General features: G+C 61.9%; 13 protein-coding genes. 9 read left to right on the top strand and 4 right to left on the bottom strand.

Features of this window, described 5'->3' with window-relative positions; translation table 11 throughout:
• The first annotated feature begins 7 nt into the window (after positions 1-7).
• The 5 genes from ttcA to yihA all read left to right on the top strand — a co-directional run bounded on the left by ttcA (position 8) and on the right by yihA (position 6,361).
• Positions 8-895: a tRNA 2-thiocytidine(32) synthetase TtcA gene (gene ttcA / locus VXL81_RS02040; protein WP_340546622.1), complete on the top strand. Its 888-nt coding sequence runs from the start codon at positions 8-10 to the stop codon at positions 893-895.
• A gap of 66 nt (positions 896-961) precedes the next feature.
• Positions 962-2,506: a bifunctional diguanylate cyclase/phosphodiesterase gene (locus VXL81_RS02035; RefSeq protein WP_340546621.1), complete on the top strand. Its 1,545-nt coding sequence runs from the start codon at positions 962-964 to the stop codon at positions 2,504-2,506.
• A 638-nt stretch (positions 2,507-3,144) separates the two neighbouring features.
• The gene (gene yidC / locus VXL81_RS02030) at positions 3,145-4,962 is read left to right on the top strand and encodes a membrane protein insertase YidC (RefSeq protein ID WP_340546620.1); all 1,818 of its coding nucleotides are present in this window, start codon (positions 3,145-3,147) and stop codon (positions 4,960-4,962) included.
• Positions 4,959-5,711 (top strand): MOSC domain-containing protein, encoded by a 753-nt coding sequence (locus VXL81_RS02025; RefSeq protein WP_416552739.1) that lies wholly within the window; start codon positions 4,959-4,961, stop codon positions 5,709-5,711. The genes yidC and VXL81_RS02025 overlap by 4 nt, the downstream gene beginning before the upstream one ends.
• Positions 5,711-6,361 carry a ribosome biogenesis GTP-binding protein YihA/YsxC gene (gene yihA / locus VXL81_RS02020; protein ID WP_340546618.1) on the top strand — a complete coding sequence of 217 codons (651 nt, stop codon included), beginning with the start codon at positions 5,711-5,713 and terminating at the stop codon, positions 6,359-6,361. The genes VXL81_RS02025 and yihA overlap by 1 nt, the downstream gene beginning before the upstream one ends.
• 94 nt (positions 6,362-6,455) lie before the next feature.
• Here yihA and VXL81_RS02015 read toward each other — a convergent pair whose 3' ends face one another.
• Complete coding sequence (locus VXL81_RS02015; RefSeq protein WP_416541074.1) at positions 6,456-7,184, bottom strand: SDR family NAD(P)-dependent oxidoreductase; 729 nt, start codon at positions 7,182-7,184, stop codon at positions 6,456-6,458.
• Positions 7,185-7,413: 229 nt separating this feature from the next.
• Here VXL81_RS02015 and argB point away from each other — a divergent pair, with 229 nt between their 5' ends.
• The 4 genes from argB to VXL81_RS01995 all read left to right on the top strand — a co-directional run bounded on the left by argB (position 7,414) and on the right by VXL81_RS01995 (position 10,418).
• Positions 7,414-8,274, top strand: a complete 861-nt coding sequence (argB, locus tag VXL81_RS02010; RefSeq protein ID WP_416535594.1) for an acetylglutamate kinase — start codon at positions 7,414-7,416, stop codon at positions 8,272-8,274.
• Positions 8,275-8,398: 124 nt separating this feature from the next.
• Positions 8,399-9,190, top strand: coding sequence for a ferredoxin (locus VXL81_RS02005; protein WP_416552737.1), 792 nt, complete (start codon positions 8,399-8,401; stop codon positions 9,188-9,190).
• On the top strand, positions 9,187-9,684 hold the full coding sequence (locus VXL81_RS02000; RefSeq protein ID WP_416535596.1) for a SixA phosphatase family protein: 498 nt from the start codon (positions 9,187-9,189) through the stop codon (positions 9,682-9,684). Before VXL81_RS02005 ends, VXL81_RS02000 begins: the two co-directional genes overlap by 4 nt.
• Positions 9,685-9,956: 272 nt before the next feature.
• Complete coding sequence (locus VXL81_RS01995; RefSeq protein ID WP_416552735.1) at positions 9,957-10,418, top strand: DUF411 domain-containing protein; 462 nt, start codon at positions 9,957-9,959, stop codon at positions 10,416-10,418.
• A 149-nt stretch (positions 10,419-10,567) separates the two neighbouring features.
• Here VXL81_RS01995 and VXL81_RS01990 read toward each other — a convergent pair whose 3' ends face one another.
• From VXL81_RS01990 to VXL81_RS01980, 3 genes are read right to left on the bottom strand one after another with little or no spacing between them, the layout of a single operon-like run.
• Positions 10,568-11,359, bottom strand: coding sequence for an amino acid ABC transporter ATP-binding protein (locus VXL81_RS01990; RefSeq protein WP_340546612.1), 792 nt, complete (start codon positions 11,357-11,359; stop codon positions 10,568-10,570).
• A gap of 12 nt (positions 11,360-11,371) precedes the next feature.
• Positions 11,372-12,670 carry an amino acid ABC transporter permease gene (locus VXL81_RS01985; RefSeq protein WP_416535598.1) on the bottom strand — a complete coding sequence of 433 codons (1,299 nt, stop codon included), beginning with the start codon at positions 12,668-12,670 and terminating at the stop codon, positions 11,372-11,374.
• A gap of 3 nt (positions 12,671-12,673) precedes the next feature.
• Entirely contained in the window at positions 12,674-13,906 is a 1,233-nt protein-coding gene (locus VXL81_RS01980; RefSeq protein ID WP_340546610.1) for an amino acid ABC transporter permease, read from the bottom strand.
• Positions 13,907-13,957: the final 51 nt, after the last annotated feature.

The raw sequence follows: 13,957 nt of genomic DNA, 5'->3' as shown, positions 1-13,957 counted from the left end.
CGCGCCCATGCTTGATGATGATCTGGACGATATCCACCCGCTGTTTGCCGGCGCCCCCTCGACGACGGAGTTCAAGAAACTCCGCAAACGGATCGTGCGCTACGCCCGTGAGGCGATTGACCAATATGGCATGGTCGAGCGGCGCGAGGACGGCAGCACGCCGAAATGGCTGGTCTGCCTGTCGGGCGGCAAGGACAGCTATACCCTGCTGGCGGTGCTTTACGAGCTGAAGTGGCGCGGATTGCTGCCCGTGGATCTCCTGGCCTGCAACCTCGATCAGGGCCAGCCCGGTTTTCCGGCCACCGTGCTGCCGGAGTTTCTGGAAAAGATGGGCGTGCCGCACCGCATCGAATATCAGGACACCTATAGTATCGTGATGGATAAGGTTCCGCAGGGCCGTACGTTTTGCGCGCTCTGCTCGCGCCTGCGCCGGGGCAACCTCTACCGCATCGCGCGCGAGGAAGGCTGCTCTGCGGTGGTGCTCGGCCATCATCGCGACGACATTCTGGAAACCTTCTTCATGAACCTGTTCCACGGGGGTCGTCTGGCAACCATGCCGCCGAAACTGGTCAATGAAGAGGGCGATCTGTTCGTGTTTCGCCCCCTCGCCCATGTCGCCGAGGTGGACTGTGAAAAATTCGCCAAGGCTCTGAATTATCCGATCATTCCCTGCGATCTCTGCGGCAGCCAGGACGGGTTGCAGCGCCAGCAGGTGAAACAGATCCTCGATCAGTGGGAATCAAACAGCCCCGGACGCCGCCAGGTGATGTTCCGGGCCTTGATGAATGCCCGCCCCTCGCATCTTCTGGACCCCAAGCTGTTCGATTTTTCCGCTCTTATGTTGAAAAAACCTGATTTGGGGACGGATTCGGACGAAATTCCCGATTTGCGTTAACTTGCCGGTCAGACCGCGACCTTAATCTGTAGCCAGCACCACATGCCGTAGGTGAAAGGTCTACAGATGACAAAAATGCTGTCGCAGACGCTGACACAGGTCAGGAAACGGATTGCCCCGGTGCTGCTGGGGCCGCCGCTGCTTGCGTTTTTGCCGGCCCTCACACTGGCAACTTTCTGGATGGGTGGCGAGGTGGCGCTGCTGGCCGTTGCTCTTGGCCTGCCGCTGGTTCTTGTCGCCTCCGGTGGCTTTTCCTATTTCCGCCGCCCCGCCATGCCACGCGACAGCCTGACCGGCATGATGATGCGCGACGGGTTCAGCGAAATCATCTCGGAAGTTTATGACAGCGCCGCGGATACCGGCCTGCGCTCGGCCGTGTTTGTGCTTGAGCTTGATGACTTCAAGGAGCTGGCGCAGCGCCACGGCCAGGAAACCGCCGATCAGCTGGTCAACCGCTGTGGCGACCGCATCATCTCCATCCTGCGCCCGCAGGACTATGTCGCCCGGATTGGCGATTCTCGGTTTGCCATCTGCCTCACACCGGTGTTGCAAATGGATCTGGAACTCTCGATCCAGATGGCCGGACGGCTTCAGGCCGCCATCGAAGAGCCAATTTCGGTTGATGGTGCCTCTCTCTATATTTCCTGTTCCATCGGATTCTGCCTCCATAGCCGCAGCCCGAAACCGGCAGGCAGCGACTGGATGGGCGCCGCCTGCACGGCCCTGCTGGACGCGCAGAACAATGGCCCCTCCGGCATTCGCGCCTTCTCCCCCGAAATGGATCAGCGCAGCAAGGCGCGCGGAGACATGATCGACGAGGTGACCGAGGCACTGGAAAACGGTCAGATCCAGGCCTGGTTCCAGCCGCAGATCTGCACCGACACCGGCCGTGTCTCCGGGTTTGAGGCGCTGGCCCGCTGGTCCCATCCGGTACGCGGGATGATCGCGCCCATGTCCTTCCTGCCCTATCTGGAGAGCGCCGGGCTGATGGAACGATTGAGCGAAATCATGCTCTACAACGCGCTCACCGCGCTCAAAGCCTGGGATGCCGCCGGTCTGCATGTCCCCTCGGTCGGTGTGAATTTCGCCACCGACGAGTTGCGCAACGCCAACCTGGTGGAGCGCATTCAATGGGAGCTTGAGCGTTTTGGCCTCACCCCGGACCGGCTCTGCGTCGAGATCCTCGAAACCGTGATGACCGACCGCCCGGATGACATGATCGTCCGCAATATCGCCGCCCTTGGCGAATTGGGCTGCGGCATTGATCTGGATGATTTCGGCACCGGCCATGCCTCCATCGCGGCGGTCCAGCGGTTCCGCGTATCCCGGATCAAGATCGACCGCTCCTTCGTCATGAAAGCCGACCGCGACCCCGAGCAGCAAAAGCTGATTGCCGCCATCCTGACCATGGCCGAACGGCTGGAGCTGGAAACCCTCGCCGAAGGGGTGGAGACCGTTGGCGAGCATGCCCTCCTGTCCCAGCTGGGCTGCGATCACGTGCAGGGCTTTGGCATTGGCCGTCCGATGCCCTTTGATCAGACTCTCGACTGGATCGCCGCCCATGAGGCAAAACTGCAGGAGGCCCCCAGTATCGGGCGCCACAGCAGCTGATCCGCTGACATCCCAGTCCCCCGCCCTTCGGCGACCACCTATGCAATCGGCCCCGGTTGGTTCCGGTTGGTTTCGGTTGCCCCCTGTCTGCGCGCGCCGCCCAGTCACGGGTTCTGCTTTGTCCTGGCGCAGCGATCCGGCGGTTCTGCGCAGGAACTCCCGGCGACCGGCTCGGCCCCGGCAGGTTCGGCACAGCAAAACGGGCGCCCTCGGCCGCTGAGGGTCTTGTGCCTTATGCGTGCGGGCATCTTTGGCGCGCGATCTCTTGCGATCCAGTCACGCGCGCTCCCCACTCCGCCCGGTCTCAATCCCGCCCGCTCCCAGCCCCGCCCGTTCCCCGTTCCCAGCTCCCCGTTCCCAGTCCGGCCCTCCCGCAGCCTTGCCGCGCCCTCGCTCCCACCCGGGGCGGCCTGCACCGCCGGTTGATCCACCGCGACATGGATCTGCTGTCGTAGGCCGCGCGCCGCGCCCGACGGGTCGCGACATGCCGTCCTGATCCGGCAATTGCGCCAGGGATCGGACGAAATCCCCCTTCAACCGCGTCGCAAGGACACGATGGGGGCGATTCCGCTTGACCTTTGGGGGGCATCTCTGTTGAACCACACCCTGTCATTCCATACACGAGGTGGCAGTCCCCAATGGACGATCAGAACAAGAACCTTCTTCTCGCAACCGCGCTTAGCTTCCTGGTGATTCTGGGGTGGTATATCTTTTTCCCCCCACCAGAGCCGCAGATCCAGCCGGACGCCGTGGTCGCGGAGACAACCGCCACAGGCGATGTCGTGACCGCGCCTGCTGCGGCCAATCCTGCGGCCGGAACCGATGGCGCTGATGTCAGCGCCGAAGCTGAGGCCGCTGCGGATGCGCCGCGTCTCACCATCGACACGCCGCGCGTCTCCGGCAGCATTTCCCTGAAAGGCGGGCGTCTCGACGATCTGTCTCTCAAGGATTACCGCGTCTCGCTGGAAGAGGGTGCCGCCATCGTCAAGATGCTGTCCCCCGCCGGTGATCCCAATGCCTATTACGCCCTTTACGGCTGGGCGCCCGGTGCCGGGCTGGGTCCCGACGACGTGCCCGGGGCCAACACCCTGTGGCAGGCCGACACCGAGGCAACCCTGACCCCGGACACCCCGGTCACGCTCAGCTGGGATAATGGCAAGGGGCTCACCTTCACCCGCACCATCGCGGTGGATGAGGATTACCTCTTTACCATCACCCAGTCGGTCACCAACGCCTCCGGCGCGACCGTGGCGCTGGCGCCCTATGGCACCTTGGCGCGCCATGGTGAGCCGCAGGACCTGAAGAATTTCTTCATCCTGCATGAAGGCGTGATCGGCATGGCCGACGGCACCCTGGCCGAAATCGACTATGACGACATGACCGATTTCGAGATCGACCCCCGCACCGGCGCCCGCGCCGCCGTGACCGCGGTCGAGACCAACGGCTGGATCGGCTTCACCGATCATTACTGGATGTCGACCCTGGTGCCGGATCCCGGCCAGCCGTTCCGCTCCATCGCCAAATTCGATGAGCGCCGCGACATCTACCAGACCGATATCGTGCTGCCGACCGTCACCGTCGCCGATGGCGAAACCAGCGCAGCCACCACCATGCTGTTTGCCGGTGCCAAGGAATGGGCGACCATTCGCGGCTATCAGAAAGACGGCATCGAGGGCTTCCTCGACAGCATCGACTGGGGCTGGTTCTTCTTCCTGACCAAGCCGATCTTTGCGGTTCTGCACTGGCTGAACGCGTTGATTGGCAACATGGGCTGGGCGATCATCGGCCTGACCGTGCTGATCAAGCTCCTCGTTTTCCCGCTGGCTTATAAATCCTACGCCTCCATGGCGAAGATGAAAGAGCTGCAGCCGCGGATGGAGGAGATCAAGGAGAAGGCGGGCGACGACCGTCAGAAACTCCAGCAGGAGATGATGGCGCTCTACAAGAAGGAAAAGGTCAACCCGGCCGCCGGCTGTCTGCCGATCCTGATCCAGATCCCGATCTTCTTCTCGCTCTACAAGGTGATCTTTGTGACGCTGGAACTGCGTCACGCGCCCTTCTTTGGTCCGTTCCAGGATCTGAGCGCGCCGGATCCGACCTCGATCATGAACCTCTTTGGCCTGCTGCCGTTTGCCGCTCCGGTCGAGGGCACGCTGATGGCGACGATCTTCATCGGGATTCTGCCGATCCTTCTCGGTATCTCGATGTGGTTGCAGCAGAAACTGAACCCGGCACCCACCGATCCGACCCAGCAGATGATCTTTGCCTGGATGCCGTGGGTCTTCATGTTCATGCTGGGCGGCTTTGCCTCCGGTCTGGTGGTCTACTGGATCGCGAACAACACCATCACCTTCACGCAGCAGTATTTGATCATGCGCAGCCACGGCTACAAGCCGGATGTCTTCGGCAACATCAAATCCGGCTTCAAGAAGACGCCAAAGGCTGAAAAGAAATGAGCGAAGGCATAACTCATATCTGGCGGCATCCGATCAAATCACATGGTCGGGAGCCGCTGGAGAGCGCCTCTTTGGTCGCCGGGCAGTGTCTGCCCGGCGATCGCGTTTGGGCGGTTGCACATGAGGCCTCCAAGGCTGACGGCAGCGCCTGGGCGCCCTGCGCCAATTTCAGCCGTGTCGCCAAGGCACCGCAGCTGATGGCGCTTGAAGCCCGCTATGACGAGGCCACGGGCCAGGTCACCCTGAGCCACCCGCAGCTGGACAACCTCAGCTTCAGCCCCGATGGCGCGGCGGATCTGCCGCGGTTTCTGGACTGGGTGCGCCCCCTGATGCCAGAGGACCGCGCCGCCTCGGCCCGCATTCTGCGGGTTCCGGGCCGTGGCATGACCGACAGCGATTTCCCGTCGATCAGCCTGTGCAACTGGGCGTCTCACCGCGCGGTGGAAACCGCCATTGGCCATGGGCTGTCGCCGCAGCGCTGGCGCGGCAACATCTGGTTTGACACCGGCACCGCCTGGGAAGAAAACACCTGGATCGGGCGCGACGTGCAGATCGGCGAGGCGGTGCTGACCGTCCGTGAACGCACCGTGCGCTGTCTGGCCACCACAACCAACCCCGAGACCGGCGAGCGTGACGCAGATACGCTCAAGACGCTGCGCGACACCTGGGGTCACCAGGACTTCGCTGTCTATGCAGAGGTCATCAAAGACGGCGCGATCCGCGTCGGCGATAGTATAAAGGTGCTCTGATGCAGATGCCGTTCCCCCTGGCCGAATCGCCAGATGAAATCATGACCGAAAAAGGCCGCAAGCTGTTTGCCGGCCAGTCGGAATTTGTCAAAGGCGTGGTCGCCATGTCCGGCCTGCCCCCCGCCGACCGGATCGAGGTCTGTTTCGCGGGCCGCTCCAACGTGGGCAAATCCAGCCTGATCAACGCGCTGACCGGAACCAAAGGTCTGGCGCGGGCCTCCAACACGCCGGGGCGTACGCAGGAAATCAACTACTTCACCCAAGGCCCCGATCTCTATCTGGTCGACCTTCCGGGCTATGGTTACGCCAATGCGCCGCTGCCGATTGTAGAAAAATGGCAGCGCCTGCTGAAACAATATCTCTCCGGTCGCCAGACCCTGCGCCGTGCCTTTGTGCTGATCGACAGCCGTCACGGCATCAAAGCCGTCGATGACGAGATCATGACCCGGCTCGACAGCTCTGCGGTCACCTTTCAATGCGTGATGACCAAAGCCGACAAGGTCAAGGACAAGGACCGCGCCGCAATCATGGAGCAGGTCCGCAAGGCGCTGTCCAAACACCCGGCAGCCTACCCGGAGATCGTGCTGACCTCCTCGGAGAAAGGCGACGGCATCGCCACGCTGCGCTCGATCATCGCGGGTCTGGAATAACGCAGCTGTTGCGCAGCCCGCCACATGGAACCGCCCCCGCGATCAGCCGATCCCGGGGGCGTTTTCGTCTCTGATAGCTGCATTAGAGCCGCTATCAGACGTGCTGCGCGCCATTCACTTCAATCTCCGCACCGGAGATATAGGAGCTTTCGCCCGAACACAGGAAATAGATCGCGGCCGCCACCTCCTCCGGCTGACCGAGCCGTTGCAGCGGCAGTTTCTCGACGATCTTGTCGGTGCCCGGCGACAGGATCGCGGTCTCCACCTCGCCCGGCGCAATCGCATTGACGCGCACGCCCAGAGGGCCGAAATCATGCGCCATCTCGCGGGTCAGCGCCGCCAGCGCCGCCTTCGAGGTGGCATAGGCCGCGCCCGCAAACGGATGTACCCGGCTGCCCGCGATCGAGGTCACATTGACAACCGAGCCCTTGGCCGCCGCCAATTCGTCCTTCAACCCCCGCGCCAGCACGACAGAGGAGAAGAAATTCACGTGGAACACCTTGCCCCAGGTCATCAGATCTGTGTCCAGCGTGTTCAGCCGCGCGCCATCCGGACCCTTGGGGGACACGCCCGCATTATTGACCAGCGCATCCAACTGTCCACCCAAGAGGTCCTGAATTTCACCCACCTTGTTTATCGTGTCGGTCGGATCGGACAGGTCCACCTGTATGTGATTCTCCTCACCTCCGCCCCAGGGGCATTCCGCCGGAAACGGCTGGCGCGAACAGGTGATCACCCGCCAGCCTTCGGCATTGAACCGCTGCACCGTCGCATGGCCAATGCCGCGGCTTGCACCGGTCAGCAACAGGGTTTTCTTACGCATGGCTACCATTCCTTGGCCTCAGGCCCGTGTCGGAGGCCGCTCTGACCTCACAGCCCGCAGGCCCCGTTTCGGTATCTGTCGCGGCGACCCTAGCAGCCTTTGCGACAGCTGCAATGCCGCGAATGCAGGGCCGGCGCTTGGCACCGCGCCCAGAACCGCGTAACACAATCCCCATGGCACAGCCGCCTGCGCCGTCTGCGACGGACGGCCCGTCCCAGGGATTGCAACGATGAAGAAACAAGACATGAACCGCGATTGGATTGCCACAGCCGAGACCCTTTCAAGCGCCCTGCCCTATCTGCAGCGCTATGACGGCGCCATCGTCGTGATCAAGCTGGGCGGTCACGCCATGGGCAGCGACGAGGCCATGGATACCTTTGCCCGCGACATCGTGCTGATGCGTCAGGTCGGGGTGAACCCGGTGATCGTCCATGGCGGCGGCCCGATGATCAATGCCATGCTCGACAAGCTGCAGATCAAATCCGATTTCGTGAACGGCAAGCGGGTCACCGATGCCGCCACGATGGAAGTGGTGGAGATGGTGCTCTCCGGCGTGGTGAACAAACGTATCGTGCAGGCCATCAACCGCCAGGGCGGCGCTGCTGTCGGTCTGTCCGGCAAGGATGCCAATCTGATCACCTGCACCCAGACCGACCCGGATCTGGGCTATGTCGGCACCCCGTCTGAAATGGATCCAAGCGTGCTGAACCATCTCTTTGAACAGGATATGATCCCGGTGATCGCCCCCATCGGCGCAGGCCCCAACGGCGAGACGTTCAATATCAACGGCGACACCGCCGCCGGCGCCATCGCCGCATCGCTCAAGGCTGACCGGCTGCTGCTGCTCACGGATGTGTCTGGCGTAAAGAACAGCGACGGCGATGTCGTGACCGAGCTGAAGGCCGCCGATGTCGAAGCGATGACCCGCGACGGCGTGATCCTCGGCGGCATGATCCCGAAGACGGAAACCGCGCTCTCCGCCGTGCGCAGCGGTGTGCGGGCCTGTACCATCGTTGATGGCCGGGTACCCAATGCCGTGCTGCTGGAACTCTTCACCGATCACGGCGCCGGTTCGATGATCCGTCCCTGAGGCGGCAGACATCAGCCAACCGGCCGGATCTCACCCGTCGCGGGCCAGCTGTCTCGCTTTGCGACGGGTTTACGGCTGCGAAATCCCCATAGGGAAACGCGCCAACCTGCGCTAGACTGTCCCTATGATCCGCCCCCTAAACCCGGACAGGGACCTTGCAGACCGCTCTGCATCGGTGCCTGTCTCCACCCCTGTCGAACCCCCACTGACCTATGACAGGCTGCAACGGTCTGTTGCGGCACTTGGGCTGGATATCTATGGCGGATTTCACCCAACAGCCGGACAGCTTCGGGGCTCTATCGCAGCGGCGGCACCGGACATCGCAACAGGCAGCGAAACCGACAGCGGCCCACAGGGAACGCTGATCCTGCTGGGCACCGCCCCCTCCTTCTGGCCGGGGTTTGTCACCAGCCCGGAATATCGCGATGGCAGGGCAGACCCGGTCGACCGCTGGTCCAGCCGGGTCATCGGTGATCTGGCGCAAAGCTGGGGCGCAATCCCGGCCTACCCCTTCACCGGCCCCCCCTATGCGCCCTTCGTCGACTGGGCGCTGGCCTCGGGCCGCAGTTTCACATCGCCGTCGCAAATGCTGGTGCATGATCGCTATGGCATGATGATTTCCTTTCGCGGCGCCCTCTATTTCGCGCACCACTTTGATCTTCCGCCCGCCCCGCTGGCCCTGGCCCCCTGCCTTGGCTGTGAGGATCGCCCCTGCCTGAACCGCTGCCCCGTCACGGCGTTGAAAGAGGGCGGCCCCTATGATCTGGCAGCCTGCCACAGGCACCTGGAGAGCACCGAGGGAACCCCCTGCCTCTCCACCGGCTGCCTTGCCCGCCGCGCCTGCCCGCTGAGCACAGGCGCTGACCGTATCCCGGCGCAATCCGCCCATCATATGAGGTATTTTCACATAAAATGACCTGCACGCTGATCCTGACCCGCCACGCCAAATCCGCCTGGGACACCTCCTCCCCCAGTGACCACGCCCGCCCGCTGAACACCCGCGGCCGCCATTCCGCCGCAGCGGTTGGCACCTGGCTGCGCGAGCTCGGAATGATCCCGGATCAGGTGATCTCCTCCTCCGCCCAGCGGACCCGTGAAACCTGCGAGCTGATGGAATTGGGTGCCCCTGCGGTGTTCATCGAACGGCTCTATCACGCCAGCGCCGACATCCTGTTTCAGGTGCTGCGCGAGGCCGAACACAAGCGGGTGCTGATCCTGGGCCATAATCCCGGCCTTGCCGCCTTTGCCCATTCCATCGTCCGCCACCCACCGGATCATTCACGGTTCGACGATTTCCCAACCGGCGCGACACTGATCGCAAGCTTTGATATCGACAGCTGGGCCGATCTCACGTGGAGCAGCGGCAAGGTGGCGGAATTCACCGTCCCTCGCGAATTGCTTGGTGCGTGACAGGGGCCAGCCTGCGCGCCTTGCTGCGGCCCTTCAACCAGGGGAGACCATAAGCGCTCCCGCCCGTCCCGGTCGCATGAATATGCAACCGCTCCCGTTGGGCATGGCGCCGCTGGCGCGGCGCGGTCGCTCCGCAGGTGACAGGGCAACAAAAGCGGCCGCGATATGATCCTGTGACATGCTGTCGCTCCCACGCGGGAAGCCATGCCGCCGAACATCCGCAGATCCGCTATGATCCCAAGATCCGCATTCTCAGCAATGGAGCCTTTGAGATGAACCGCCGCGCCTTCCTTCTCGCCGCTGCAACCCTGCCGCTGGCCACCACACCGCTGGTGGCTGCGACGGCCATCAACGACCCGGTGATTAAGGTGATGAAATCCCCCAGCTGCGGCTGCTGCACCGAATGGGTGGAGCATCTCACCGCCGCCGGCCTGAAAACCGAGGTCCGCAATATCCCCGACGATCAGCTCTGGGAGATGAAATCCCGGCTTGGCATCTCCGATGATCTTGCCTCCTGCCACACCGCCACCCTCGGCCCCTATGTGATCGAAGGCCATGTCCCCGCCAGCGATATCAAACGCCTGCTGACAGAGCGGCCTGATGCCCTGGGCCTCACGGTTCCGGGCATGCCAATTGGCTCACCGGGGATGGAAATGGGCGACAGCAAAGAGCCTTTCTCCACGCTCCTGATCCGGGCAGACGGCAGCACCGAGGCCTTTGCCCAGCACGGCTGAGGCGCGGCACAGCGCCCTGGCATCTCTGCCCCTGTCATCTTTCCGATAAATACTCCGGGGGTCAGGGGGCAGCGCCCCCTGCATCGACCCAGAATGACCAAGGCCGGGCAGATCTGCCCGGCCTTGGCCGTCTTACACTAGTGCGGCGCTCAGTGGCCGAGAATCTGGCTCAGGAACAGCTTTGTCCGCTCACTCTGCGGGTTGTTGAAGAACTCTTCCGGCTCGTTCTGCTCCACGATCTGACCCGCATCCATGAAGATCACACGGTTCGCCACCTGACGGGCAAAGCCCATCTCGTGGGTGACGCAGAGCATGGTCATACCTTCCTCGGCCAGTTCGATCATGGTGTCGAGCACCTCCTTGATCATCTCCGGATCGAGCGCCGATGTCGGTTCATCGAACAGCATGATGCGCGGCATCATGCAGAGGCTGCGCGCAATCGCCACACGCTGCTGCTGACCACCGGAGAGCATGCCCGGATATTTATTGGCCTGCTCGGGGATCTTCACCTTCTCAAGGAAGTGCATCGCCCGTTCTTCGGCTTCCTTCTTGGGGGTCTTGCGGACCCAGATCGGCGCCAGGGTGCAGTTTTCCAGAATGGTCAGATGCGGGAACAGGTTGAAGTGCTGGAACACCATGCCAACCTCGGACCGGATCTTGTCGATGTTTTTGAGATCATTCGACAGTTCGGTGCCATCCACCACGATCTTGCCCTGCTGGTGCTCTTCCAGCGCATTGAGGCAGCGGATCAGAGTGGATTTGCCGGACCCCGAGGGGCCTGCGATAACAATCCGCTCGCCCTGATTGACGGTCAGATTGATGTCGCGCAGCACGTGGAACGAGCCGTACCACTTGTTCATATTGTTGATTTCAATGGCAACCTCGTCGCTCACTTGCATTTTCGAGCGGTCGATTGCGCGGTCAGACATAAGTTCAGACATATGTTGAACTCCTTAACGGTGATCGGTGGCGAGACGGCGCTCGAGCCACTGTGAGTACTGAGAGATGCCGTAGCAGACGATGAAGAACAGGAAGGCGGCAAAGCCGAGGAGTTCCCAATAGACGCCGTTCCACTCGGTGGAGGCGAGGATTGGGCCCCGGATCATGCCCACCAGGTCGAACATCGAGATGACCGACACCAGTGTGGTATCCTTGAACAGGCCAACGGCCACGTTCACGATACCGGGGATCGAGATCTTCAGTGCCTGCGGCAGGATGATCAGACGCATGGCCTGCGGGTAGTCGAGACCCAGACTGTCTGCTGCTTCATACTGCCCCTTGGGCAGCGCGGCCAGACCGCCCCGGATCACTTCGGCGATATAGGCCGCGGAGAACAGGGTGATCATGATGACCACGCGCAGGAACAGGTCCACGGTGGCATCTGGCGGGAAGAAGTAGGACAGCATCACCGACGCCACGAACAGCAGGGTGATCAGCGGCACGCCACGCACGAATTCGATGAAGACGACGCAGATCCACTTGATCAGCGGCATGTTGGACTGACGGCCCAGTGCCAGCGCGATACCCAGCGGCACCGACAGCGACACGCAGGTGACACCCAGCATCATGTTCAGCATGAAGCCACCCAGATCGCGCGAAGGCACAGCTGACAGCATCGCGGTGTCAGACGCCCCTTCCGGGATAAGATAGCCACCGACATTCCAGACCACGACCGCTGCAACAATCGCGCCGAAGAACCCCAGAGCAAAACTGCCCTTGCCGTATTTCTGGAACACGAACCCGGCGGCAACAAAGCCAAGCAAGGCAACAATCGGCACCAGGATCGAGCCGCCCCAGATCAGCCAGAAGGCCAGGAACGGGTAGATCGCGGTGAAGGCCAAGAGCTTGCGCGGCAGGTCAAAGAACAGAACCGGTGCCAGCGCAATCAACAGCAGCACAAGGGCCAGATTCGGGCGCCAGTATTCACTGGCCGGATATTTGAACCCATAGAGCAGCTGGTTCCAGCGCTCGGTCAGGACCGAGAAACAGGCACCAACCTTGCCATCCAGAACCTCGCGACATTCGGCAAGCGAGTTGGTGGTCCATACACCGTTCAGCAGCCACGGAACCGTGGTGCTCAGCAGCAGATAGATCAGCACCAGCGCCGCCAGCGTGAGGATCGAATTGGGAATGCTGGAGAACAGGTTCTCTCGCATCCATTTATAGGCACCGGTTTCACGCGCCGGCGGCGGGGCCGGCGGGATTTCCGTATCGCGGACAAAGGCGATAGTTTGAGAGTGTGTATCGCTCATGTCTCAGCGCTCCTTCAGTTTCACAGATGCGTTGTAGACGTTCATCACCATCGAAATCAGCAGCGATGCGGTGAGATAGAACAGCATCAGCAGCAGAACACATTCGATTGCACGGCCGGTCTGGTTCAGCGTGATGCCGCCCAGGGTCGCGGTGATATCGGCGTAACCAACGGCAATCGCCAGCGAGGAGTTTTTGGTGATGTTGAGGAAGTTGGAGATCAGCGGTGGAATGATGACGCGCAGCGCCTGCGGCAGCACCACCAGATTCATGATCCGGCCGGGACGCAGACCCAGTGCCGCTGCGGCTTCGGTCTGACCCTTGTTGATCGCCTGAATACCCGCACGCACGTTTTCCGCGATGAAGGCACCGGTGTAGATCGACAGAGCGAACCACAGCGCGATCAGCGGACCACCGATTTTGATACCGCCGGTGAAGTTGAAGCCTTTCAGCTCCGGTACTTCCCAGGACAGACCCATCAGGAACAGCACCAGGAGCACCGGCACCAGCCAGACGCCCAGGCCAATCCATGTGGTATTGGGGCGCACGCCTGTTTCTTCCTGCGTCTTGGTCGCGTTGGTCTCGACCTTGCGCATCACGAAGAAGGACAGCGCCAGTGCCGCCAGAACCACCAGCCAGTTCATCGTGGTGGAGGCAAACAGACCGCTCTCGAACCAGGGCATCGGGATGTAGACACCGCGGTTGGTGAAGGCAAAGAGGTCAAACACCATGCTCGACGTGGCATCGTCACCGCGGAATTCCCGCGGGCCGGGCATCACGGCTGTCATGATCGTGAAAATGATGATGATCCAGATCAGCACCGGAATATTGCGGAAGATTTCCACATAAACGGCCATCAATTTGGAGACGAGCCAGTTGTTCGACAGGCGTAGAACACCCGCGATCACACCAAAGACGGTGGCCGTGATACAGGAGAGAAAGGCCACCAGCAGCGTGTTCAGAATGCCGACCACAGCAGCACGTGCATGGCTGGACTGGCTGTCGTATTCGATCAGACGCTGGTTGATGTCGTAACCGGATGGATCCCCGAGGAACCCGTATGAAATATTCAGACCCGCGGCGCGCAGGTTCTGAATAAGGTTGTTCCCCAGATACCAGATGGCCAAGGCCAGAACCAGCGCAGCAATCGCCTGGAAGGTCAACGAACGATAGCGGGTATCGTTGACCAACATGGACAGCTGAAACTGTGCCTTTGGAGGGTCAGTGAGAGTTGACATGAATGTGTGATCCCCGTGGCTTATAGGTCGACTGTTCGGCGGGGTTGGGTC

Origin of the sequence: Phaeobacter sp. JH204B, from assembly GCF_048055755.1 — a bacterium.
Lineage (GTDB): Bacteria > Pseudomonadota > Alphaproteobacteria > Rhodobacterales > Rhodobacteraceae > Phaeobacter > Phaeobacter bryozoorum.
This window is presented reverse-complemented; position numbering and strand designations above follow the sequence as displayed.

Coding starts and splice junctions, on each gene's coding strand:
- ttcA (WP_340546622.1), top strand. CDS start 8: ATGCTTGATGATGATCTGGACGATATCCACCCGCTGTTTGCCGGCGCC.
- VXL81_RS02035 (WP_340546621.1), top strand. CDS start 962: ATGACAAAAATGCTGTCGCAGACGCTGACACAGGTCAGGAAACGGATT.
- yidC (WP_340546620.1), top strand. CDS start 3,145: ATGGACGATCAGAACAAGAACCTTCTTCTCGCAACCGCGCTTAGCTTC.
- VXL81_RS02025 (WP_416552739.1), top strand. CDS start 4,959: ATGAGCGAAGGCATAACTCATATCTGGCGGCATCCGATCAAATCACAT.
- yihA (WP_340546618.1), top strand. CDS start 5,711: ATGCAGATGCCGTTCCCCCTGGCCGAATCGCCAGATGAAATCATGACC.
- VXL81_RS02015 (WP_416541074.1), bottom strand. CDS start 7,184: ATGCGTAAGAAAACCCTGTTGCTGACCGGTGCAAGCCGCGGCATTGGC.
- argB (WP_416535594.1), top strand. CDS start 7,414: ATGAAGAAACAAGACATGAACCGCGATTGGATTGCCACAGCCGAGACC.
- VXL81_RS02005 (WP_416552737.1), top strand. CDS start 8,399: ATGATCCGCCCCCTAAACCCGGACAGGGACCTTGCAGACCGCTCTGCA.
- VXL81_RS02000 (WP_416535596.1), top strand. CDS start 9,187: ATGACCTGCACGCTGATCCTGACCCGCCACGCCAAATCCGCCTGGGAC.
- VXL81_RS01995 (WP_416552735.1), top strand. CDS start 9,957: ATGAACCGCCGCGCCTTCCTTCTCGCCGCTGCAACCCTGCCGCTGGCC.
- VXL81_RS01990 (WP_340546612.1), bottom strand. CDS start 11,359: ATGTCTGAACTTATGTCTGACCGCGCAATCGACCGCTCGAAAATGCAA.
- VXL81_RS01985 (WP_416535598.1), bottom strand. CDS start 12,670: ATGAGCGATACACACTCTCAAACTATCGCCTTTGTCCGCGATACGGAA.
- VXL81_RS01980 (WP_340546610.1), bottom strand. CDS start 13,906: ATGTCAACTCTCACTGACCCTCCAAAGGCACAGTTTCAGCTGTCCATG.